Origin of the sequence: Nocardioides islandensis (assembly GCF_015352455.1) — a bacterium.
Taxonomy (GTDB): domain Bacteria; phylum Actinomycetota; class Actinomycetes; order Propionibacteriales; family Nocardioidaceae; genus Nocardioides; species Nocardioides islandensis.
In genome coordinates this window covers 1-22022 of the sequence record NZ_JADKPN010000019.1, presented here as the reverse complement: position 1 = coordinate 22022, position 22022 = coordinate 1, and the positions used below count along the sequence as shown (strand labels likewise).

Here is a 22022-nt window from a genome sequence, read left to right as displayed (position 1 = left end):
GTCGGATGAACCAGGTCGCCATCGTCACCGGCGGTTCGAAGGGGATAGGTCTCGCGTGTGCCACGCGGCTTCTGAAGGACGGGTACGACGTGGCCACCTGCGCGCGCAACGAGGCGGAGCTCCAGGAGGCGCAGCGGCAGCTCCACGCGCACGGAAAGGTCGTCACGGTCAAGGCGGACGTCGGTGTCCGGGAGGACTGCGCCCGGCTGGTGGAGACGACGATCGCTGAGCTGGGCCGGGTCGACGTGCTTCTCAACAACGCGGGCGTGTATGCCCCTGTACCGTTCCTCGACTTCACGGCGGAGACGTGGGACGCCCTGTTCGACATCAACGTCCGTGGTCCCGTGCTGCTCAGCGCCGCGGTGGGGAGGCAGATGCGCGACCAGGGCTCGGGTGGGCGCATCATCCACATCGCGTCGACCAACGGCCTTGCGGCAGAGCCGGAGTTCGCCCACTACAACGCCTCCAAGGCCGCGCTGATCTCCCTTGCCAAGACCATGGCGATCGAGCTAGCGCCGTACGGGGTCCTCGTCAACGCCATCGCGCCCGGCTGGGTGAACACCCCTCTGAGCGAGGAGTACATCGGCTCGCTGTCGGAGACCCAGCTCAGGCGCATCAGTCCGCTCAAGCGCGCCGCGACACCCGAGGAGATCGCGGGCGCGGTGGCGTTCCTGTGCAGCAATGACGCCAGCTACGTGACCGGCGAGACGATCGCCGTGGACGGGGGGATGATGGCCATGCTCGCCCAGCCCTACGAGTGAGGATGCGCGCGCGAGCGTTCAGCTCGCAGCCGTCTGCGGCATGGGGTAGTAGTTCTCGTACACCGCCTGCGCCTGTCGCCTGACCTGGCTCCACTCCCAGGCCCGGGGCAGGAACCGGTCGGGCGACAATGAGCGCACGTACGGCGACGGATCGCCCAGCAGGCTCTCGACCAGGTGCATGGCGATGCCCGCGGAGCCCGAGACGCCATGGGCGTTGCAGCCTGCAGCCATGACGAACCCGCGCAGCCCGCTCACCGGCCCGACGATGAACCTGCCGTCCGGGGTGAACCCGGGCCAGCCGCGGAATACGGTGGAGACCCCGAGGTCGGTCGCGTCCGGGACGAACCGCTCCAGCTGCGAGACGAACGAGCCGAGCACGTCCCAGTTCGGGTCCACCGCCAGGGCGTCGCCGATGCGCACCTCGGTCGGGTCCAGGCTCGTTCCCTTGTTCTCGAAGCCACCGCACAGCATGCAGCCCATCTCGCCGCGAGCGTACGTCTGGATCTCGGGGATGCGCAGGCACGGAAGGCTGGCATCCCAGCCCGGAGCAGGCTCGGTGACGAAGTACTCGTGGAGCACCGGAACCACAGGCATCTCGATGCCGACCAGCCGTGCCAAGGCGCCTGCCCACGGACCGGCAGCGTTGACGACCATCTCTGTGGCGAACCGACCCTGCGGCGTCACGAGACCGGTGACCGCTCCGTGCTCGACATCGATGCCCAGCACCGGAGCGTGCGACGCGAACGTCACGCCGAGGTCCCGCGCGGCCTGGGTGTAGGCGTTCACCAGGCTGGTCGGCTGCAGGTAGCCATCGGTCGGCGACCACAGCGCGATCCGGATGTCGGAGGTACGCTCGATCACCGGGTAGATCCTGCGCACCTCCTCCGGTGACAAGAACTCAACGGGAAGTCCCGTGACCCGGGCTGTCTCCGCGATTACCCGGAGCTCGGCCTCCGCGGTCTCGCTCATCGCGATGCGAACGGCCCCCACTTCGCGCCAGTCCGTCGGGTAACCGGTCCTCCGCTCGAAGGTCGCGTACTCCTTGGCGGACGCCATGGCGAGGCGGGCGCGCTCGACCGTAGGTCGCGCCTGCCCCACGAAGCCCGCTGCCTGGCTGCTCGTGCCACCTCCCACCAGCCCCGCCTCGAGCAGTTGGACGTCCTCCCAGCCCTCGCTCGCGAGGAAGTACGCGACCGCCGTGCCGATCGCGCCACCGCCGACGACGGTGACCGCTGCGTCTCGAGGACCTGCCACGCCGACCCCTCTTCCAAAGGTGCGACCAATAACGTAGGGCGCGGTGGACCAATTGACAAGACCAGGTGGTCCGGGCCGACACCACCGTCATGGGCGGACCGACCCCGGTGTCAGCCCCGGGCCCGGGAAGTGCGGGACAGATAGGCCTCGGCGAGCTCCGCGGTGATGCGGGCGTACTCCGCTCCTAGACTCGCGACGAGCTCGGTGCCCGGTCGTGACCCCAGCCACGCGAAGATGACCAACCGCCGGAGCATCAAGAACGTGGGGATCTCTTCCTCGTCCGCGACGTCCAGGGCGCGGGCTCTGCGGTATCCCTCGAGCCAGGAGCTGACCAGTTCGGGCACCCGCGGGTCGTCCTCCATGAAGGTCAGCGCGCTGGCCAGGTCGTACAGGAACCAGCTGAACCCGCAGTCGTCGAAGTCGATGACCTTGACCGTCGTGCCGTCGACCAGCAGGTTGGCCAGGCGGAGGTCTGCGTGGATGAGGCCGTACCGGGCAGGCTGCTTTCCGTAGGAGCGTAGCCGGTCGCGCACCAGTGCCGCCGCGCGTGCCAGCAGGTGGGTCGTCGGTTCGTCCAGGTTGGGCCCGTGGTGCCAGTCGCCCCAATGACCGGACGTGCCGAGGGTGCCAGCCTCGTCCCAGCTGAACCGCTGGAAGGACGTCGGCAGCTGCCAGGAGACCGCGTGCCTGTGCAGCAACGCCGTTGTGTGACCCAGCAGCACGAAGTCGTCGACGAGCGAGTCCGGCCCGGGCTCCTTGCCCTCGAGATGCTCGAAGACCACCGCATGCCGGTCGGGCAAGGATGAATGACCTGCGGTGACGACCTGACGGCCGTCTCGGGCCCGGAGGATTCCCGCGGTCACGACTGCGCCGTCGCGGCGCAGGGCGTCGATCCAGAGGAGCTCGGACTCGATCTCGGCCGACGTGTGGTAGCCCAACGAGTGCAGCCGGACCACGACCGGTCCCTGGCCCGGGAGGTCTGCCCTGAAGACGGCGTTCTCTGAGAACGTCAGGAGCTCCAGGCCCTCCGGCTCGGGCAGGTCGTACTGTGCCAGGGCCGCGAGAGCCTGCGGCTCCAGCGCCTTCGCCATCGTGAGGTTCTCGGCCATCTCACGACCTCCGGCGCCGTGGAGGGCGCGAGGCATCGCACACTCCCGCTATATTTGGCACGACCAATAAACGATGACGTCTCACAGTGGCCGTACCATAGTGTCGGCCTCGGAGCAGGCACAAGAGTCGGGTACGTCGCCGCGGCGGCGCTCGTTCTGGGGCTCTCAGAGACTGCGGAATGACCGCAAGAGCTCCGGCCCGCCATTGGCCCGGACGGTGTCCTGCGCGCCGTCGACATCGTGACCCCCGGGCGAGCCGGCCCGACCCTCTCGACGCCTACATCGGCATGTTGGCACGTTTCGGATTCATCCTGCTCAGTTGAAACTTGCTCCGCAGCCAACAGAGCGACTCCGTCGGCCTCTCATCAACCGGTACTCCGAACGCCACGAGAGCCCCGGCAAGCCGGGGCTCTCGTGCTCGAGTTCGCTGAGTTCGAGCACACCCCGTGTGACCTGCGAAGACGTCGAGTCTATAGAGCCAGGGGCCGCACTGGGGCCGCACGTTGGGGGTCAGGTTCGGGGGCTGCACGCACTTGGAGGATGAGATCGACCACTTTCGATCCCTGGCCCTGAAGAACTTGACGTCGCGCCACGTTGTGGCGAGGGCGTGGTCCTCGACATGACGATCAGGTGGACTTCGCTCGCCAATTGGCAGGTCAAGGCAGGTCGTACGCCCGAACTGCGCAAGCTCGGCTGGTGCTAGGCGTTCGCGCAGCCAACCGGCATGGAGGCGACGTGATCCCGGTCGGGCCGAAGGTCACCCCGACCACGTAGGCACCCGGGATGGCGAGCATCTTGTTGAATGCACTAGTGGCGCGCACGCGGTCGCTCCGTCCTCGATTCGGTTGGCTTGGTAACCCCGAACCGTAGGCAAGCGCCGCGTGCGCGTCACCCATCCACGCGTCGTACCCGCGAATCCCTCAACCATCAAAGGAAGAACACCCCCGACGGCGACCCTCAAGACCCCCAGGAAGCCGAGGAGTCCCAGATTTCCAAGCCGCCGTCTCAGGCCGCGCTGGGGCCGCACGTGGAGTCAGATCAAACGAAGAATGACCCCTGACCGTGGAAGACGTTGAACGGTGTCTTCGCTGGTCAGGGGCCGTTTCTTCACTCTCTGCGCGGCTTGGGCCGCAGGTACATCTATGCGAACTCAGATGTCGTAGTAGAGCTCGAACTCGTGGGGGTGCGGGCGCAGCGCGATCGGCTGGATCTCGTTGGCGCGCTTGTAGTCGATCCACGTCTCGATGAGGTCGGAGGTGAAGACACCGCCCTCGAGGAGGAAGTCGTGGTCGGCCTCGAGGGAGTCCATCACGGCACCCAGCGACGCGGGCACCGTCGGGATGTCGGCGTGCTCGTCCGGCGGGAGCTCGTAGAGGTCCTTGTCGACCGGCTCGTGCGGCTCGATCTTGTTCTTGATGCCGTCGAGGCCGGCCAGCAGCATCGCGGAGAAGGCGAGGTACGGGTTGGCCGACGGGTCGGGGCAGCGGAACTCGATGCGCTTGGCCTTCGGGTTCGAGCCGGTGATCGGGATGCGCACGCAGGCGGAGCGGTTGCGCTGGCTGTAGACCAGGTTGACCGGCGCCTCGAAGCCTGGCACCAGGCGGTGGTAGGAGTTCACCGTCGGGTTGGTGAAGGCCAGCAGCGACGGGGCATGGGACAGGATGCCGCCGATGTAGTAGCGGGCGGTGTCCGACAGCCCGGCGTACCCGGTCTCGTCGTAGAACAGCGGCTCGTCGCCCTGCCAGATCGACTGGTGGCAATGCATGCCGGAGCCGTTGTCGCCGAAGATGGGCTTCGGCATGAAGGTCGCGGTCTTGCCGTTGCGCCAGGCGACGTTCTTGATGACGTACTTGAACTTCATCACGTCGTCGGCGGCCTTGAGCAGCTCGTCGAAGCGGTAGTTGATCTCCGCCTGGCCGGCGGTGCCGACCTCGTGGTGGGCGCGCTCGACGGTGAGGCCGGTGGCCTCGAGCTCCTTGACCATCTCGTCGCGGAGCTCGCCGAAGTGGTCGTACGGCGCCACGGGGAAGTAGCCGCCCTTGTAGCGGACCTTGTAGCCGCGGTTGTTCTCCTCCGAGCCGGTGTTCCAGGCGCCGGCCTCGGAGTCGATGTGGTAGTACCCGGCGTTCACCTTGGTCTCGAACCGGACCGAGTCGAAGACGTAGAACTCGGCCTCCGGGGCGAAGTACGCCTTGTCGCCGACGCCGGTCGAGGAGAGGTACGCCTGCGCCTTGCGGGCGATGTTGCGCGGGTCGCGCGAGTAGGCCTCGCCGGTGAGCGGGTCGTGGATGAAGAAGTTGATGACCAGCGTCTTGGCCGTGCGGAACGGGTCGAGGTAGGCCGTCGTCGGGTCCGGGAACAGCGACATGTCGGACTCGTGGATGGCCTGGAAGCCGCGGATCGAGGAGCCGTCGAAGTTCAGGCCGTCGTCGAAGACGTCCTGGCTGAACGAGGACACCGGCACGGTGAAGTGCTGCATGATCCCGGGCAGGTCGCAGAACCGGACGTCGATCATCTCGACGCCCTCGTCCTTGACGTACTTCAGCAGCTCGTCGCTGTTGGCGAACATCTGTCCTCCTTGGCCGCCGGGGTCTGGGCGGCCGACAGGGTCTGTAGGGGTGTGGCTTCCCGAAACGTAGGAAGGGGCAGTTTCCCGACCGTATCCCCTTTGTTTCGGCGGTGTAACAGATGTCCGAGTGCCGTCTTCCGGGTCTACGGTGACCCTCGGGGGATGCGATGGAAAGACTCTCGATCGACGTGCGCGAGACCGCGCTCGTGGCCGACGTGATGGAGACCTGCCGTGCGTCGCAGGAGTGGCCTGTCCCGTACCGGGCCCTGGACCAGCTCGCCGAGCTGCTCCATGCCGACGTCGTCGGGTTCCAGGTCATGGACACGCTGCTCGAGTACATCCCCCTTCATCGAGTCAGCGACGCGGTGCTCGGCGCCGGGGAGGACGGTGAGACCGTCGGCGAGGCCCGCACGAACCCGTTCTGGCGGGGCTACTGGACCAGCCCGTGCAGCTATCCGGACAGGTCCGGCGACTACGAGTCGGTCACGCTCGCAGGGGACTTCCACAGCCGCCGCGAACGTCGCCTCCGGAAGCCTGGGGGAGCCGCGATCGTCTCGATGCGGGCCTGCCTGCCCGGACGCAGCCCGGGCAGGCACTACCGGGTGGTCGCCTGGCGCTGCGAGGGGGCGGACTTCGGCGAGCGTGAGCGCTTCCTGCTGTCGCTCCTGCGACCACACGTCGAGCGCGCGCTCTGGTCCAACGCTCAGCAGGCGCGGGAGCTGCCCGCCCTGACGCGCCGTCAGCTCCAGCTGCTGGCGCTCGTGCAGCGGGGCCTGACCAACCGACAGATCGCCCGCCACCTCGAGCTGTCCGAGGGCACGGTGCGCACCCACCTCAACAACATCTACGAGCGCCTGGGCACCTCCGGACGGACCGCCGCGGTGCACGCGGTCTTCGGTCCGTCCGAGCACTGGCCCCTGGAGGCCTGAGGCGTCAGTAGCCCTTGCCGTTCGTGTTGTCGCGGGTGCCGAGGATCACCGGCTGCTGGCAGCCGTCGGGGAACTGCGAGCAGAACTTCTTCTGCTGCTGGGGCGACAGGGGAGTGCCGCAGATGATGCCGTCGCCGTTGAGGTCGACCTGTGCCAGGAACGTCGGCGAGAAGCCGTGGTCGACCAGGAACGACGTCTCGTACGTCGTCCAGCCGCTCGGGCAGCCCTGGCTGTCGGGAGCGGCGCCGGCGGGGGCGGCACCCACGGCGACGGCGACGGCGCTGCCCGCGAGCAGCGTGGCGGCGGCGTACGTGCGGAGCGTGCGGATCATGGCGTTCCTCCTGTGGTGGTCGAGACCTCGACGGTCGCAAGCGCCGGTGCCACCCGCCATACGCCGTTGTGCGTACGCCGCCTGTCTAGGCTGACCGCGTGACGCAGCAGGCCACCGACCTCGGGTTCCGTACGGCGTCCTGGCCACGCCGGATCCTCGCGCTGTTCGTCGACTGGGCGGCCTCGACCCTCGTGGTGGTCGCGGTGATGGGCCTGGAGGGCTGGAGCGAGAGCCGCGCGTCGAGCTGGTGGACGCTGCTGGTGTTCGTGGTCGAGTCCGCGCTGTTCACGGCGCTCGTCGGCGGGTCGTTCGGGAAGCTGGTCACCGGGCTGAGGGTGGCGAGGGTCGACGGCAGCGGCCGGCCCCTGGACCTGCTGCGCTCGTTGCTGCGCGCCGTGCTCGTCTGCCTGGTCGTGCCGCCGGTGATCTACCGGCCCGACGGCAGGGGACTGCACGACCTCGCGGTGGGCACCGCGACCGTTCCGGTTCGACGATCGGGATCAGGCGCCGCGGGTTAGGCTTCGGCGTCCGCTCGACGACCACGGGGGTCTCCCATGCGCACCACCGCTCGCCCCACCCTGCAGCGCCTGGCCGGCGGCCTGGCTGCCCTCGCGCTGGGGCTCGGCCTCGCCGCGTGCGGGTCCGACGACTCCGGGGCCACCGACGAGCCGAGTGCCTCGGACTCGAGCGCCACGTCCGGCGCCACGGACGAGCCCACGGAGTCCACGTCCACCGACGACCCTGCCGTCATCGACGAGGGCGGCGAGGTCTCCCCGGAACAGTTCGCGCAGATGATCCAGGACGGCATCGAGAAGACGAAGACCGCCCACGTGACCTTCACGACGAGCGGCGGGTCCGGCGGCTTCTCGGGCGACGGTGACGTCGACTACGCCGCCTCGCCGCCGAACATGCAGCTGACCATGAAGGTGACCGCCAGCCAGGAGCTGCACATGCTGCTGGTCGACGGCGTGATGTACATCGAGTCGCCGCAGGCCGAGGGCACGTACATGAAGTACGACCTCAGCGACCCGAGCAACCCGCTGGGCGCCAACTTCGTGGACCAGCTCGACCCGGCCACCGCGATGACCCAGTTCACCCAGGCGCTGTCCTCGGTGTCGTCGCTCGGCGAGGAGGACGTCGACGGGCAGACGCTGGCCCACTACGTCATGACGATCGACACCAGCAAGCTGAAGACGGCGTCGCAGTCCACCGAGATGCCGGCCGAGCTGACCACCGACGTCTGGCTCGACGACGAGAACCGGATGGCGAGGAGCTCCATCGACCTCGGTCAGGGCAGCACGTACGACACCACGCTGAGCGACTTCGACAAGCCGGTCGACATCCAGGCTCCCCCGGACGACCAGGTGGTCACCCAGTAGGCAGCCGCCGACCCGAACCACCCATCGCGTCGGTCCGAGGATGCGCACTTCGCCCGACGCGAGAGGAGGGAGCGCGCGCTCAGGGTGGCTTCATGACCAGCCTGCCCGTCATCGCCGGGATCGCCTCGACGATCATCTTCGCGGCCAGCACCCTGCCGATGCTCGTGAAGGCCTACCGCACCCGCGACCTCTCGTCGTACAGCCTCGGCAACATGCTCCTGGCCAACGTCGGCAACGTCGTGCACTCCGTGTACGTCGTGAGCCTGCCGCCCGGTCCGGTCTGGGTCCTGCACGGCTTCTACCTCATCAGCACCGGCCTGATGCTCGTGTGGTTCCTCCGGTACCACGCGACCGGCGCCCTGCGTACCGACCAACCCGCGCTCGGTGCTGCGTGAACTCCTCGCCGAAGGCGACCTCGAGCCGGCGTTCCTCACGCAGCACGGCCCGGTGCACCAGGGCCGCGGCGAAGGGCCAGGTCACCAGCGCCCACGGGGATCGGACCGCGAGCCCCAGCCCGACGTGGGCGAGGCCCCAGCCGACGTACATCGGGTTCCGCGTCCAGCGGTGAGGCCCGGTCGTGGTCAGATGTCGAGGTCGCTCGAGGTCGGCGTCGCCCCGCGCCACCACCGCCCAGGCGACCAGCGCCAGACCGGCGCCCATCAGCGCGAGTCCGGCCGCGACCGTCGCCCTCGCCGGCGGCAGCCGGTGAGACCTCCGGCGCAGCAGCACGACCATCAGCATCGGCACGACGTGCTCGGCGGGGAGCGGCACCCGCCGCCACGCCGCCGCCACCCTCGACCGGCCGGCCATCCTCCGAACCTATGCGCTCATCCACCCACGGCGCCCGCGGAGGATGGGTAGGACGCCCGACGCGGACCGGCCCGTCGGCTCCCTAGCGTCGGCCTCCCACCCAACGAGGAGGCGCGATGAGCACCCAACACGTCGAGACACTCGTCATCGGGGCCGGCCAGGCCGGCCTCTCCACGGGCTACCACCTGCAGCGGCTCGGCCGCCCGTTCCTGGTCGTCGACGGGCACGAGCGCATCGGCGACAACTGGCGCCAGCAGTGGGACACCCTGAAGCTCTACAGCCCGGCGAAGTACGACGGCCTGCCCGGCATGGCGTTCCCGGCACCGAAGTGGTCCTTCCCCGGCAAGGAGCAGGTGGCGGACTACCTGGAGAGCTACGCCCTCGCCGCCGACCTGCCGGTCCGGATGAGCACGCGCGTGCAGCGCCTCGAGCCCCGGCGCGTCGGCGGGTTCACGGCGTACCTGGGCGAGGACACCATCACCTGCGACAACGTCGTCGTGGCCACGGGCACCTTCGGCCGGACGCCGAACGTACCGGCGTTCGCCGGCCTGCTGGACCCGTCGATCCGCCAGCTGCACTCGAGCGAGTACCGCCGCCCCGCACAGCTGGCCCCCGGTCGGGTGCTCGTCGTCGGCGCCTCGCACTCCGGGTGCGACATCGCCTACGAGGCGGCCGAGCACCGACCGACGACCCTCGTCGGCCGTGACCCCGGGCAGATCCCGATCCGCTGGGACTCCCGCGCCGTGCGCTACGTGTTCCCCGTCATCGCGTTCCTGTGGCGGCACGTCGTCACCCGCCGTACTCCCATCGGCCGCAAGGAGATGGAGGAGGTCCGGCACCACGGCGGCCCGATGATCCGGATCAAGCGTGAGGACCTCCAGCGCCGCGGCGTGGAGCGGCTGGCCAACCGCGTGACCGGTGTCAGCGACGGCCGGCCCGTGCTCGACGACGGCCGCGTGGTCGACGCCGGGACCGTCGTGTGGTGCACCGGGTTCCGGCAGGTCTTCGACTGGATCGACGCACCGGTGTTCGGCGAGGACGGCTTCCCGCAGGAGTACCGCGGCGTCGTGGGGTCGGTGCCGGGCCTGTTCTTCTGCGGCCTGTCGTTCCAGTACGCCTTCAGCTCCATGGTCTTCCTCGGGGTCGGCCGGGACGCCGAGTACGTCGCCCGCCGGATCGCCGCGCGTCGTCCGGCTCGCGACCAGGTCCCGGCTCCCGCCTGAGGGAGGCAGGACCCGCCCTGCCTCGGTATCCTCCGAACGAGGGTGGTGCGCGATGGGCGTGGTGGACGACCTGGCTCGGGCCCGCGAGGCGTACGAGCGACGCGCGTGGGTGGCGGCCTACGACTCGCTCTCCGACGTCGAGACGTCCGCGCTCGACGCCGACGACTTCGCCCGCCTGTCCGTGACGGCGTACCTCCTGGGGCGCAGGAACGACTGCGTCCAGGCCATGCAACGGGCCTACCGGGTGCACCTCGACCGGGGTGAGACGCTCGCCGCGGTGCGCTGCGGCTACTGGCTGGGCATGGTCCTGCTGATGGGCGGCGAGCCCGCCGTGGGCGCCGGCTGGGTCGGGCGCTGCCGCCGCCTGCTGGACGACGTCGAGGGGGACGTCGTCGAGCGCGGCTACCTGCTCGCCCTGGAGATGTTCCGCAACATCTTCGGCGGTGAGCCGCAGCGGGCCTACGAGCTCGCCCAGCAGGTCACCGACTACGGCCGTCGCTTCGGCGACGCCGACCTGCTGGCCAACGGGCTCAACGCCCAGGGCCGGATGCTCATCTACACCGGTCACGTGCCCGAGGGACTCGCCCTCCTGGACGAGGCGATGGTCGGCGTCTCCACCGGCGACGTGTCACCGATCGTCGCCGGCGAGATCTACTGCTCGCTGATCGAGGCCTGCCAGGAGGTGAGCGACTACGCCCGCGCGGCGCAGTGGACCAGCCTCCTGACGGCCTGGATCGACGAGCAGCCGGGTCTGGTCACCTTCACCGGCCAGAGCGCCGTGCACCGCGGCCAGATCATGCGCGTCCGAGGCGCCTTCGCGGCGGCGGTCGAGGAGTTCGAGCTCGCGACCGAGAGGTACGTCGCGGCGGGGACGCTCGCCCCGGCGGGCCTGGCGATGAGCGAGTGCGGGGACGTGCTGCGGACCGTCGGCGACCTGGAGGCCGCGGAGGCGGCGTACGAGCGGGCCGTCGGCTTCGGGTACGACGCGCAGCCCGGCCTCGCGTTGCTGTGGCTGGCGCGCGGGCGCGGCGATGCCGCGGGCGGCGCCGTACGCCGGCTGCTGGCCGAGCCCGGCGACCCGGTCGGCCGGTCCCGGCTGCTGCCCGGCGCCGTCGAGGTGCTGCTGGGTGTCGGGGCGCTCGACGAGGCGGACGCGGCGGTCGACGAGCTGGCCGGCATCGCCACGGCGTTCGACAGCATCGCCGTGGACGCGATGGCCGCCCAGGCGCGGGGGAGCGTCCTGGTGGCCAGGGGCGATGCAGGTGCGGCGGTCCCGGTGCTGCGCCGGGCACTGACCGCCTGGCGCGACCTCGACGTGCCCTACGAGGCGGCGCGGGCGCGCGTCCTGATGGGCCGGGCGATGCGGGAGCTCGGGGACGGCGACAGCGCGGCCGGCGAGCTGGCGGCCGCGCTGCGGACCTTCCACCAGCTCGGCGCCGTCCCGGCGGAGCGCGAGGTGGCCGCCCTCCTGGTACCCGTGCTGCCCGCCGGTCTCACCGAGCGCGAGGTCGAGGTGCTCCGGCTGGTCGCGACGGGGTCCAGCAACCCCGAGATCGCGACGGCGCTGGTGCTGAGCGAGAAGACGGTCGCGCGGCACCTGTCCAACATCTTCACCAAGCTGGACGTGCGGACCAGGACCGCCGCGGCGGCGTTCGCGTTCGAGAACCGCCTGGTGTGAGGCTCAGCGGCCGCGCATCTGGCCGCGCAGGCCCTTCATGCTCGTCGGCACCGGGCCCTTCGGCATCGGCGCGACCGGACGCGCGGCGTCGATCGCCTTGAGACGGTTGAGGATGTCGGTCATCTCGGCCGGCTTCACCTGACGCCCCATCTTCTGCACGTGCTTCGTGAGCTTCTGCAGCGGCACCTGGCCCTCGCCGTCCCCGACGATCACCTCGTGCACGGGCGTGTCCGAGGCGACCCGCTCATGCCGGCGACGCTCCGAGGCCAGCAGCGGCTTGAGCCGGTTGGGGTTGCCCTCGCCGACCAGGATGATGCCGGGCGGGCCGACGACGCGGTGCACGATGTCCTGCTGCTTGTTCAGCGCGATCGCGGGGTCGGACTTCCAGCCGCGCCGCAGGGTGGTGAGCGCCGACGCGGCGGCTCCCGGGCGGCCCTCGATCTGAGCGTAGGCCGCGGCCTGGGCCCGGCGGGAGAAGATGATCAGCGTGGCCAGCAGGCCGAGCATGACCCCGCCGATGATCGCGGCCACCAGGTGCAAGGTGCCGCTGCCCGGCAGCAGCAGGAAGAGCCCGAAGCCGACCACCCCGCCGAGGACGAACGCGCCGAGCAGCCACCAGACCAGGCGCGGGTCGGAACGACGCGCCATCTTGAACGTCTCGGCGAACTGCTGGCGTCGCTTCATCTTGGGCGCTTCGGGCGTCTTGGCCATGCGGGTCTTCGTCTCCTGGGATGGTGCCGGTGAGGCCGTGGTCAGGCGGGCGCGGTGGTGCGGGCGTCCATCGCCTGACGGTACAGCCGTCCGGCGCGGTACGACGAGCGCACCAGGGGCCCGCTGAGCACGCCCGAGAACCCGATCTCCTCGGCCTCGGCGGCCAGCTCCACGAACTCCTCCGGCTTCACCCAGCGCTCGACCGGGTGGTGCCGCGCGGACGGCCGGAGGTACTGGGTGATGGTGACCAGCTCGGTGCCCGCCGCGTGCAGGTCGCGCAGCGCCTGGCTGACCTCCTCGCGGGTCTCGCCCATGCCGAGGATGAGGTTCGACTTGGTGACCAGCCCGAAGTCCCGGGCCTGGGTGAGCACGTCCAGCGACCGGTCGTAGCGGAACGCCGGCCGGATCCGCTTGAAGATGCGCGGCACGGTCTCGACGTTGTGGGCCAGCACCTCGGGCCGCGACTCGAAGACCTCGGCGAGCAGGTCCGGCTTGCCGTTGAAGTCCGGGATCAGGTTCTCCACGCCGGTGCCCGGGTTGAGCTCGTGGATGACGCGCACGGTCTCGGCGTACAGCCAGGCACCGCCGTCGGGCAGGTCGTCGCGCGCGACGCCGGTGATCGTGGCGTAGCGCAGCCCCATCGTCCGCACCGACTCCGCGACCCGGCGCGGCTCGTCGCGGTCGAGCGGCTGCGGCTTGCCGGTGTCGATCTGGCAGAAGTCGCAGCGGCGCGTGCACTGGTCGCCGCCGATGAGGAACGTCGCCTCGCGGTCCTCCCAGCACTCGAAGATGTTGGGGCAGCCGGCCTCCTGGCAGACCGTGTGCAGGCCCTCGGACTTCACCAGGCTCTGCAGCGCGGTGTACTCCGGACCCATCCGCGCCCGGGTCTTGATCCACTCCGGCTTGCGCTCGATCGGAGTCTCGGCGTTGCGCACCTCGAGGCGCAGCATCTTCCGTCCGTCGGGAGCGATGGTCACGTCGCCCAACTCTACGCGGGAAGGCCAACCGGCCGGGTATCGCGGTCGCTTGCCAACTGGTAACTCCAGAGTTACCTTTCCGGCATGGATGCCTTCGCGGCGATCGCCGACCCGGTCCGCCGCGCGATCCTCGAGGAGGTCGCCCGGCGGCCGGTGCGCGTCGTCGACCTGGCCGCCCAGCACGCCGTCTCGCGGCCGGCGATCAGCAAGCACCTGCGGGTGCTCGCCGAGGCGGGGCTGGTGACGGCCGAGGACCGCGGCCGCGAGCGGCACTACGGGCTGTCGGTCGCCGGCCTCGCGCCGGTCCAGGCGCTGCTGGAGCGCCTCGTCCTGGCCGCCACCCCCGTCACGTCCCCGTCCCTCGATGCGCTCGCCACCGAGGTACGGCGCACCTCCCGCGACCGCCGTACGTCACCCCATCCACGCCAGGAGACCGCATGACCCGCACGCCGACAGGCCGGATCGAGCGCGAGGGCGAACGCCTCACGCTCTTCGTCGCCCGCACCTTCGAGGCACCCGTGGAGGACGTGTGGGCGGCCATCACCGAGCCCGAGCGTCTCGGCCGGTGGCTGGGCACCTGGACCGGTGACCCGGCGACCGGCCGGGTCTCGTTCCGGATGGGGTTCGAGGGCGACCAGGCGTCCTACGAGCAGATGGAGATCCGCGAGTGCGACCCGCCCCACTCGCTCAAGGTGACGTCCAACGTCGGCCCGTACGTCTGGTACCTCGACGTCGCCCTGTCGGAGGCGGACGGAGTGACCACGCTGGCGTTCAGCCAGCCCGAACTCGACCACGAGGACTCGCTCAGCGTCGGCCCCGGCTGGGAGTACTACCTGGACCGCCTCGTCGCCGTCGAGACCGGCGGCGTCCCGCCGGAGACCGCCGACTTCGAGCGCGACTACTTCCCGGCGATGGCGGACCACTACCGGGCGCAGCGCGACGGCTAGGGCGTGGCGCCGTACTCGACGCGCAGCAGGCGGGGAGTAAGGAGCCACGTCCTAAGGGGTCAGCAGCTCGATCCGAGGTCCGCGGCCGGGCTCCGGACGCGGCTCGTAGTCGGGCGTGGCGTCGTACGGCGCCCACGCCAGCATCTCGGTCAGGTGCCGCTCCACGGAGGGCAGCACGTCGGCGACGGTGACGCGACGACCCAGCTCCTCGGTGAGGGACGTGACGCCGGCGTCCGCGATGCCGCAGGGGACGAACCGGTCGTACCACCCGAGGTCCACGTCGCAGTTGAGCGCGAAGCCGTGCATCGTGGTGCCGCGCCCCACCCGGATGCCGATCGCGGCGATCTTGCGCTCGGCGAGGCCGCGCGCCGGGTCGGCCTGGAGCCAGACGCCGCTGCGGCCGGGGACGCGTGCGGTCGTCACGCCGAGGTCGCGGCACACGCCGATCAGCGCCTCCTCGACGCGACGGACGTAGTCGACCACCAGGACGTGGTCCGGGAGCCGCACGATCGGATACCCGACCAGCTGGCCCGGCCCGTGGAACGTGATCTTGCCGCCGCGGTCCACGTCGATGACCGCCGCGCCACCGGGGTCGACCGGGCGCTCGGAGGGATCGGTGCGCTTGCCGGCCGTGAACACGGGCGGGTGCTCGAGCAGCAGCACGGTCGGCGGCTGCTCGCCGGCCGCCACACGCGCGTGCACCTCGCGCTGGAGGTCCCAGGCCTCGAGGTACTCGACGGTGCCGGCGTGCCGGAACTCCAACGTCACAGCACCCACGGTAGCGACCTGTGGATGAGCGCCGACGCCCGCCGGAGATCCGGTCCACCCTGGGAGTCATGAGGCGACTGCCGCTCCGGGTGCTGGTGGCGTCCGTCGTGCTCGGGTTGCTGACGGGGGTGACCGCCGTCGTCGTGGCCGCCGGTGGCGACGAGCGGCCGGCCGCGAGCGCCGTGAGCCCAGGTGTGGAGAGCGAGGCGGTGCGGCTCCTGCGCGCCTGGGACGAGCGCAGGGCCCGCGCCTACGCCCGGGGGGACCCCGCGGGCCTGGCCGGCTTGTACGTCCCCGGCTCGCGCACCGGTGCCGCCGACGTGGCGGCGCTCCGGGCCTACGTCGCCCGCGGCCTCCGGGTGACCGGCATGCGCACCCAGGTGCTCGGTGCTGCCGTGCTGCGCCGCACGGCCCGGCGGCTGGTGGTCGAGGTCACCGACGTCCTGCTCGGTGCGGTCGCCCGGTCGGGGGAGCGCGGCTGGACGCTGCCCCGGGACCAGCCGACGCAACGCCGCGTCGTGCTCGTGCGGGAGGACGGTCGCTGGCAGGTGGAGGAGGCCTATCGAGCGGACTGACCCACGAGTGACGAGAGGTGCTCGACGGGCGCGAGGCCGGCGGCGCGGTACGTCGCGATCGCACCCGTGTAGTCCAGCGGGGTGCACACCGTCACGCCGGAGGCGCCGAGGTGACGCAGCCGGCTGATCAGGGCGGTGACGACGCGCACGCCGAACCCGCGGCCTCGGTGGTCCTGGTGCGTGGCCACGGGCTCGAGGATCGCGGTGGCTCCCTCGCCGGCCAGCCACGCCGTGCCGATCGCGACCGCCTCGCCGTCGGCGCGCAGGACGACGTCGAGGTCGCGCCGGTAGGCCGGGCCTGCGGCCAGCCGCGACCACGCCTCGGCGGTGAAGGTGGAGTTCTCGAAGCCTGCCCGCTGCACCGCGACGCGCTCGGCCACGGCGTCGGCGGCCGCCTCGAGGGACACCCCGTCGAGGTCGACACGCGGCTGCCAGCGGTCCAGGTCCGCGTGCAGGGCTACCCACGGTTCCGGGTCGAGCGACCAGCCCTCGCCGACCAGGATCCGGCGGGCCGCAGCCTCGGCGCGCAGCTCGGCGTACACCGCGTCGCCGCGATGAGTGTCAGCGAGCCACCGGCACTCCGCGGCGAGCTGCTCGCCGAGCGCGGCGTCGCGCTCCAGGCCGGGTCGGACGGCGAAGCGGCCGACCACGTCCTCGAGCAGCGCCACCGCTTGCAGGTCGTCGCCCTCCCACCAGCCCACGAACGCGTTCTCGAGGGCGTCGTCGTCGAGCCTGAGGTGCCACCCGAGGTCGCCGACGTGCAGGCCGGCCGCGACGCGGTCCGGGTGCGGCCACGCCGTCATGGCGGCGATGAGCTCGGCGACCGTCGAGCGGTCGTGGGTACGGCGGGTGGTCACGGGCGGGCGAGAGCGGTGGCCAGCACGTCGTCGACGTCCTGGTCGTGGAACTCGAAGCCGGCCTTGTCCAGCACCTCGGGCGTGACGTTGAGCGAGCCGAGCACCTCGTTGGCCATCCGGCCGGCGCCCGGCCGGATCACGAACGCCGGGACGCGGAGCAGCGCCTTGCGGTGCAGCGCGCTCGCGAGCGACTGGGTGAACTCGGCGTTGGTCGGGGTGCGGGGGGCGCACATGTTCACCGGGCCGCTGACCGACGGGTCGTGGGCGAGGTGCACGGCCGCGCCGACCCAGTCGCGCAACGAGATCACCGGGAAGAACTGCCGCCCGTCGGACAGTTGGGCACCGAGTCCGAGCTTGAACATGAGGAGGAGCTGCTTGAGCGGCGGCGAGGTGCGGTCGTAGACGGGCACGGTACGGAGGAAGCACACCCGCGCGCCTGCGTCGACGGCCGGCGTCGCGGCGTCCTGCCAGTCGCGGGACACCTGGGTCATGAAGGCGTCCCCCCGGCTGTCGGAGGCCTCGGTGATGACCTCCGGGCCGTGGTCGCCGTACCAGCCGACGCCGTTCTGGGCGAGGAACGCCGGTCGGCCGGGGTGCTCGGCGATCGCCTCGGCCAGGGTGCGGGTGGTGGAGACGCGGCTCTCCCGGAGCTCGCGGGCCCACGTCCCGGAGTGCGGGTTGCCGAGGGTCGGCGAACCCGCGACGTTCACCACGACGTCGACATCGTCGAGCGCGGAGGGGTCGAGCTTGCCGCTCGCGGGGTCCCACGCGACCTCGTCGACGCCCTTCGGCGCGGAGCGCGTGAGGGTGCGTACCTGGTCGCCGCGGGCCCGGAGGGCCTCGACCAGGTGACGGCCGAGGAACCCGGACGCGCCGGCGACGAGGACGTGCACGCGCCCTAGACCTCGAACGTCCCGGTCTCGAGCCGCGCCTTCACGTCGCTCAGGAACCGCGCCGCGTCCGCACCGTCGACCAGCCGGTGGTCGTAGGTGAGGGCGAGGTAGACCATCTGGCGCACCGCGATCGTCTCACCGAGGTTCGGGTCGTCGATCACGACCGCCCGCTTGACGACGGCGCCGGTGCCGAGGACAGCCACCTGCGGCTGGTTGATGATCGGGGTGTCGAAGAGGGCGCCACGGCTGCCGGTGTTGGTCAGCGTGAACGTGCCACCGGACAGCTCGTCGGGAGTGATCTTGTTGGTGCGCGTGCGCTCGGCGACGTCGGCGATCTTGCGGGCGAGACCCGCGATCGACAGGTCGCCGGCGTCCTTGATCACCGGCGTCAACAGGCCGCGTTCGGTGTCCACGGCGATCGCGATGTTCTCGCGGTCGTAGTAGGTGACCTCGCCCTTCTCGGTGTCGATGGCCGCGTTGAGCTTGGGGTGCTCCTTGAGTGCGTCGATCGTCGCCTTCGCGAAGAACGGCATGAACGAGAGCTTGACCCCCTCGCGGCCGGCGAAGTCGGCCTTCACCTGGTCGCGCAGCCGCGACACCGACGTGATGTCGACCTCGACCACCGTGGTCAGCTGTGCGCTGGTCTGCAGCGACTCCAGCATCCGGGTGGCGATCACCTTGCGGAGCCGGCTCATCTTCTCGGTCGTGCCGCGCAGCGTCGCCGGCGCCGTCGACGCCGTCGGCGCCGCCGGTCCAGTCGCGGCCACCGGGGCCGCGGGCGCCGCAGCCGCAGCCGCGGGCGCCGCCGGGGCGGGGCTCGCGGCCGCCGCCGCGGCTGCCGTGGGCGGCGCTGCGGTGGTGCCCTGCTGGGCGGCGGCGTCCAGGACGTCCTGCTTGCGGATGCGACCGCCCACCCCGGTGCCGGTGACGGTGGCCAGGTCGACGCCGTGCTGGGTGGCCATCTTGCGCACCAGCGGGGTGACGTAGCCGGACGACTCGTCACGACCGGCCGGTGCGGCGGGAGCCTGTGGGGCGGGAGCCTGTGGGGCGGCCGGCTCTTCGCGAGCCGGCTCGGCCGCCTGGGCCGCCGGCTGCTCGGGCTCCGCCTCGGCGGCAGGGGCGGGCTCCTCGGCCTTCTCCTCCTCGGCCTTCTCCTCCTCGGCCGGCGCCTCCTCCCGCTGCGACTGGTCGCTGCCGGAGTCGCCGCCGGAGGGGGCGGCGCCGGCAGACTCACCGGCCTCCCCGATCACCGCGAGCTCGGCGCCGACCTCGACGGTCTCGTCCTCGTTGACCTTGATCTCGAGCAGCGTGCCGGCGACGGGCGAGGGGATCTCGGTGTCGACCTTGTCGGTGGAGACCTCGAGCAGCGCCTCGTCGACGGCCACCGCGTCGCCGACCTGCTTGAGCCAGCGGGTGACGGTGCCCTCGGTGACCGACTCGCCCAGCGCGGGCAGGGTGACCGACGTGGTCTTCCCGGACCCGCCCCCGCCACCGCTCGAGGGCTGCTCCTGCTCGGCGGCCGGCTGCTCGGGCTGCTCCGGCTGCTCGGGCTGCTGTTCCTGGGTGTCCTCCCCGGCCGGCGTCTCCTGCTCGGCACCACTCTCGGCACCGCTCTCGGCGGACGCCTCGGCCTGCGCGTCACCCTCGTCCTCCGCAGCCGAGTCGGCCTCGGACCCGCCGCCGGAGTCGGAGCCCGCAGACTCGCCCTCCTGGCCGATCAGCGCCAGGACGGCGCCGACCTCGACGGTCTCGTCCTCGCTCGCCTTGATCTCCAGCAGCGTGCCGGCGACCGGCGAGGGGATCTCGGTGTCGACCTTGTCGGTGGAGACCTCGAGCAGCGCCTCGTCGACCGCGACCGCGTCGCCGACCTGCTTGAGCCAGCGGGTGACGGTGCCCTCGGTGACGGACTCGCCCAGCGCCGGGAGGGTGACTTCGGTGGCCATGAGGCTCCTTCGAGAGGGTGGTGGGGGTTACGAGTGGGCGTGCAGCGGCTTGCCGGCGAGCGCCAGGTGGGCCTCGCCGAGGGCCTCGTTCTGGGTCGGGTGGGCGTGCACGAGCGGGGCGACGTCCTCGGCGTACCCCTCCCACCCGTAGATCAGCTGGGCCTCGCCGACCAGCTCGCCGACGCGGTCGCCGACGAGGTGGATGCCGACGACGGGGCCGTCCTTGCGGCGGACCAGCTTCACGAAGCCTTGGGTCTTGAGGATCTGGCTCTTGCCGTTGCCGCCGAGGTCGTAGGTGAGGCTCTCGACGTCGCCGTACTTCTCCCTCGCCTGCGCTTCAGTGAGCCCGACCGACGCGACCTCCGGGTGGGAGTAGGTGACGCGCGGGATGCCCGCCTCGTCGATCGTCGCGGGCTCGAGCCCGGCGATGTCCTCGGCGACGAAGATGCCCTGCTGGAAGCCTCGGTGCGCGAGCTGGAGGCCGGGGACGATGTCGCCGACGGCGTACACGCCCTCCAGGTTGGTGTGGCAGCGGTCGTCGGTGAGCACGAAGCCGCGATCCATCGTGACGCCCTGCTCGTCGTACCCCAGGCCGTCGGTCGACGGGCCGCGGCCGACCGCGACGAGCAGCAGCTCGGCCTCGATGACGTCGCCGCCCTCGACGGTCACCGCGACGCCGTCGTCGGTCACCTTGACCGACTGGAACGGGGTGCCGGTGCGCATCACGATGCCGCGCTTCTTGAACGTGCGCTCGAGGACCTTCGAGGACGCCTCGTCCTCGGCCGCGACCAGCCGGGGGAGCGCCTCGACGATCGTCACGTCGGCGCCGAAGGAGCGCCAGACGCTCGCGAACTCCACGCCGATCACGCCGCCGCCCAGCACCACCACCGAGCCCGGCACCGTGTCCAGCCTCAGGGCCTGCTCGGAGGTGATCACCCGCTCGCCGTCGATGTCGAGGCCGGGCAGGCTGCGGGGGTACGAGCCGGACGCCAGCACGACGTTCTTGCCGGAGTACGCCGTGCCGTCGACGGTGACCTCGCGCGGTCCGGTGAGCCGGCCCTCGCCCTCGATGACGGTGATGCCGCGGCCCTTGATGAGGCCGGAGAGACCCTTGAACAGCCGGGCGACGACGGCGTCCTTGTAGGAGTTCACGCCGGCCATGTCGATGCCGTCGAGGGTCGCGCGCACGCCGAACTGCTCGGAGTCGCGCGCGGAGTCGGCGATCTCCGCGGCGTGCAGCAGCGCCTTGGTCGGGATGCAGCCGATGTGGAGGCAGGTGCCTCCGAGGTTGCCCTTCTCGACCAGCCCGACGCTCAGCCCCAGCTGGGCCGCTCGCAGGGCGCAGGCGTAACCGCCCGATCCCGCCCCGAGGATGAGTACGTCGAACTCGGCTCCCACGCTGGTCCTTCCGCTCCCACGAGTGTGCAGTTCTGCTGTTCGGCCTGTCGGCCCGACCCATCCTTGCACTTCTGCTTTTCGTGTCCAGAAGGGTCCCAGGGGTGCCCGGCACGACCACTCGCGGAGCCGCTCGTGACGCCCCTTCCGACCGGCGGCAGGGCACACTAGGACTCATGGGGTTGTTCGACCGGTTCCGCAGGGGCACCACCACGAGGATGCGTGGGCCCGCCCGGAACGCCACCCGCACCGGCTCCACCCGCGTCCGCGCCTCCGACGGCGCCGACGAGACGCACCTGCTGGAGTTCGTCTCCACGCGCAAGGGCGTCGAGGGGTTCGTCGAGCCCCGAACCGCCGTCAGCGACGTGACCCTGCTGCTCGTCGCCCACGACGGTGAGTGGACCCGCCGCCGCGTCCCGTCGGTCGACTGGGCCCACAAGTTCTGCAACAAGCACCAGGTCCCCTCGTACGACGCCGCCGTCGTCGGCGTGCCGCAGCGGATGCGCGACTACAACCGCCGCAGGAAGCAGCAGGGTCTTTAGTCGCCTGCGGCGGGCTTGTGTGCGCCTGCGGCGGGCTTGGGTTGCGGTTCGTCGGCCGGCGCCCCGGTCCTGCCCTCCGGGGGACAGGGGCGGCGCGTCGCACGGCGTGGTCCTGTGCTTGCGACCGCCGGCGCGCGCCGCGGCCAAGCCCTTTTAGCCCCCGGAGGGCAGGCCCGGGTCGCCGTCCCACGCCCACGACCCGTGGGTGGTCTGCGCGCGAGGTGGGGTTACCTCAACCGCCCCGGGCGGGTCACCGCAGCAGGTGGTGGCTTTTCCACCATCCTCCCGTGACCGGACCGCGAGCGGCGGAGCGAGGAGGTCCCGCCGCCGTGGTGGGTCTGGCGGCTCGTCGTGAGGGACGAGCGACGAGT

23 protein-coding genes are annotated in these 22022 nt (G+C 71.2%); 11 read left to right on the top strand and 12 right to left on the bottom strand.

The window, feature by feature from the left end; translation table 11 throughout:
• The first annotated feature begins 5 nt into the window (after positions 1-5).
• Positions 6-761 carry an SDR family NAD(P)-dependent oxidoreductase gene (locus tag ISU07_RS22030; RefSeq protein ID WP_194709004.1) on the top strand — a complete coding sequence of 252 codons (756 nt, stop codon included), beginning with the start codon at positions 6-8 and terminating at the stop codon, positions 759-761.
• An 18-nt stretch (positions 762-779) separates the two neighbouring features.
• Here the strand turns inward: ISU07_RS22030 and ISU07_RS22025 are convergent, their stop codons facing one another.
• The 3 genes from ISU07_RS22025 to glnA form a co-directional block, all read right to left on the bottom strand.
• Positions 780-2015 carry an NAD(P)/FAD-dependent oxidoreductase gene (locus ISU07_RS22025; protein WP_194709003.1) on the bottom strand — a complete coding sequence of 412 codons (1236 nt, stop codon included), beginning with the start codon at positions 2013-2015 and terminating at the stop codon, positions 780-782.
• Positions 2016-2125: 110 nt separating this feature from the next.
• Complete coding sequence (locus tag ISU07_RS22020; RefSeq protein WP_194709002.1) at positions 2126-3160, bottom strand: phosphotransferase enzyme family protein; 1035 nt, start codon at positions 3158-3160, stop codon at positions 2126-2128.
• Positions 3161-4274: 1114 nt separating this feature from the next.
• Positions 4275-5693, bottom strand: coding sequence for a type I glutamate--ammonia ligase (gene glnA, locus ISU07_RS22015; protein ID WP_194709001.1), 1419 nt, complete (start codon positions 5691-5693; stop codon positions 4275-4277).
• Between the two features lie 167 nt (positions 5694-5860).
• Here glnA and ISU07_RS22010 point away from each other — a divergent pair, with 167 nt between their 5' ends.
• Positions 5861-6622, top strand: coding sequence for a helix-turn-helix transcriptional regulator (locus tag ISU07_RS22010; protein ID WP_194709000.1), 762 nt, complete (start codon positions 5861-5863; stop codon positions 6620-6622).
• Between the two features lie 4 nt (positions 6623-6626).
• On the opposite strand, the gene ISU07_RS22005 is transcribed toward ISU07_RS22010, so the two are convergent.
• Positions 6627-6953 carry a hypothetical protein gene (locus tag ISU07_RS22005; protein WP_194708999.1) on the bottom strand — a complete coding sequence of 109 codons (327 nt, stop codon included), beginning with the start codon at positions 6951-6953 and terminating at the stop codon, positions 6627-6629.
• Positions 6954-7051: 98 nt separating this feature from the next.
• Here ISU07_RS22005 and ISU07_RS22000 point away from each other — a divergent pair, with 98 nt between their 5' ends.
• The 3 genes from ISU07_RS22000 (at position 7052) to ISU07_RS21990 (ending at position 8727) form a co-directional block, all read left to right on the top strand.
• Positions 7052-7471, top strand: coding sequence for an RDD family protein (locus ISU07_RS22000; RefSeq protein ID WP_194708998.1), 420 nt, complete (start codon positions 7052-7054; stop codon positions 7469-7471).
• Between the two features lie 36 nt (positions 7472-7507).
• Entirely contained in the window at positions 7508-8332 is an 825-nt protein-coding gene (locus tag ISU07_RS21995; protein ID WP_194708997.1) for an LppX_LprAFG lipoprotein, read from the top strand.
• A gap of 92 nt (positions 8333-8424) precedes the next feature.
• Complete coding sequence (locus ISU07_RS21990; RefSeq protein WP_194708996.1) at positions 8425-8727, top strand: PQ-loop domain-containing transporter; 303 nt, start codon at positions 8425-8427, stop codon at positions 8725-8727.
• Here the strand turns inward: ISU07_RS21990 and ISU07_RS21985 are convergent.
• On the bottom strand, positions 8639-9142 hold the full coding sequence (locus ISU07_RS21985) for a methyltransferase family protein (protein WP_194708995.1): 504 nt from the start codon (positions 9140-9142) through the stop codon (positions 8639-8641). The two genes, ISU07_RS21990 and ISU07_RS21985, sit on opposite strands and share 89 nt — an antisense overlap.
• A gap of 116 nt (positions 9143-9258) precedes the next feature.
• Here ISU07_RS21985 and ISU07_RS21980 point away from each other — a divergent pair, with 116 nt between their 5' ends.
• Together ISU07_RS21980 and ISU07_RS21975 are read left to right on the top strand one after the other, a co-directional pair.
• Positions 9259-10365 carry a flavin-containing monooxygenase gene (locus tag ISU07_RS21980; RefSeq protein ID WP_194708994.1) on the top strand — a complete coding sequence of 369 codons (1107 nt, stop codon included), beginning with the start codon at positions 9259-9261 and terminating at the stop codon, positions 10363-10365.
• A 52-nt stretch (positions 10366-10417) separates the two neighbouring features.
• Positions 10418-12043 carry a helix-turn-helix domain-containing protein gene (locus ISU07_RS21975; protein WP_194708993.1) on the top strand — a complete coding sequence of 542 codons (1626 nt, stop codon included), beginning with the start codon at positions 10418-10420 and terminating at the stop codon, positions 12041-12043.
• Between the two features lie 3 nt (positions 12044-12046).
• On the opposite strand, the gene ISU07_RS21970 is transcribed toward ISU07_RS21975, so the two are convergent.
• A complete protein-coding gene (locus tag ISU07_RS21970; protein WP_194708992.1) occupies positions 12047-12754 on the bottom strand; it encodes a DUF4191 domain-containing protein in 708 nt (235 codons plus the stop codon).
• 41 nt (positions 12755-12795) lie between these two features.
• Complete coding sequence (gene lipA, locus ISU07_RS21965; protein ID WP_194709070.1) at positions 12796-13704, bottom strand: lipoyl synthase; 909 nt, start codon at positions 13702-13704, stop codon at positions 12796-12798.
• A 111-nt stretch (positions 13705-13815) separates the two neighbouring features.
• On the opposite strand from lipA, the gene ISU07_RS21960 reads away from it, so the two are divergent.
• On the top strand, positions 13816-14172 hold the full coding sequence (locus ISU07_RS21960) for an ArsR/SmtB family transcription factor (RefSeq protein ID WP_194708991.1): 357 nt from the start codon (positions 13816-13818) through the stop codon (positions 14170-14172).
• Positions 14169-14678 (top strand): SRPBCC family protein, encoded by a 510-nt coding sequence (locus ISU07_RS21955; protein WP_194708990.1) that lies wholly within the window; start codon positions 14169-14171, stop codon positions 14676-14678. Before ISU07_RS21960 ends, ISU07_RS21955 begins: the two co-directional genes overlap by 4 nt.
• A 51-nt stretch (positions 14679-14729) precedes the next feature.
• Here ISU07_RS21955 and lipB read toward each other — a convergent pair whose 3' ends face one another.
• Positions 14730-15446 (bottom strand): lipoyl(octanoyl) transferase LipB, encoded by a 717-nt coding sequence (gene lipB, locus ISU07_RS21950; protein ID WP_323742759.1) that lies wholly within the window; start codon positions 15444-15446, stop codon positions 14730-14732.
• Between the two features lie 68 nt (positions 15447-15514).
• On the opposite strand from lipB, the gene ISU07_RS21945 reads away from it, so the two are divergent.
• Positions 15515-16021: a hypothetical protein gene (locus tag ISU07_RS21945; RefSeq protein ID WP_194708988.1), complete on the top strand. Its 507-nt coding sequence runs from the start codon at positions 15515-15517 to the stop codon at positions 16019-16021.
• Here the strand turns inward: ISU07_RS21945 and ISU07_RS21940 are convergent.
• From ISU07_RS21940 to lpdA, 4 genes are read right to left on the bottom strand one after another with little or no spacing between them, the layout of a single operon-like run.
• Positions 16006-16878, bottom strand: a complete 873-nt coding sequence (locus ISU07_RS21940; protein WP_194708987.1) for a GNAT family N-acetyltransferase — start codon at positions 16876-16878, stop codon at positions 16006-16008. The genes ISU07_RS21945 and ISU07_RS21940 overlap by 16 nt on opposite strands.
• Entirely contained in the window at positions 16875-17771 is an 897-nt protein-coding gene (locus ISU07_RS21935; protein ID WP_194708986.1) for a TIGR01777 family oxidoreductase, read from the bottom strand. The genes ISU07_RS21940 and ISU07_RS21935 overlap by 4 nt, the downstream gene beginning before the upstream one ends.
• 5 nt (positions 17772-17776) lie before the next feature.
• Positions 17777-19714 (bottom strand): 2-oxoglutarate dehydrogenase, E2 component, dihydrolipoamide succinyltransferase, encoded by a 1938-nt coding sequence (sucB, locus tag ISU07_RS21930; protein ID WP_194708985.1) that lies wholly within the window; start codon positions 19712-19714, stop codon positions 17777-17779.
• 27 nt (positions 19715-19741) lie between these two features.
• Positions 19742-21112, bottom strand: a complete 1371-nt coding sequence (gene lpdA / locus ISU07_RS21925) for a dihydrolipoyl dehydrogenase (protein ID WP_323742758.1) — start codon at positions 21110-21112, stop codon at positions 19742-19744.
• Positions 21113-21285: 173 nt separating this feature from the next.
• Between lpdA and ISU07_RS21920 the strand changes: the two genes are divergently transcribed.
• Positions 21286-21651 (top strand): hypothetical protein, encoded by a 366-nt coding sequence (locus ISU07_RS21920; protein WP_228522401.1) that lies wholly within the window; start codon positions 21286-21288, stop codon positions 21649-21651.
• The last annotated feature ends 371 nt before the right edge of the window (positions 21652-22022 follow it).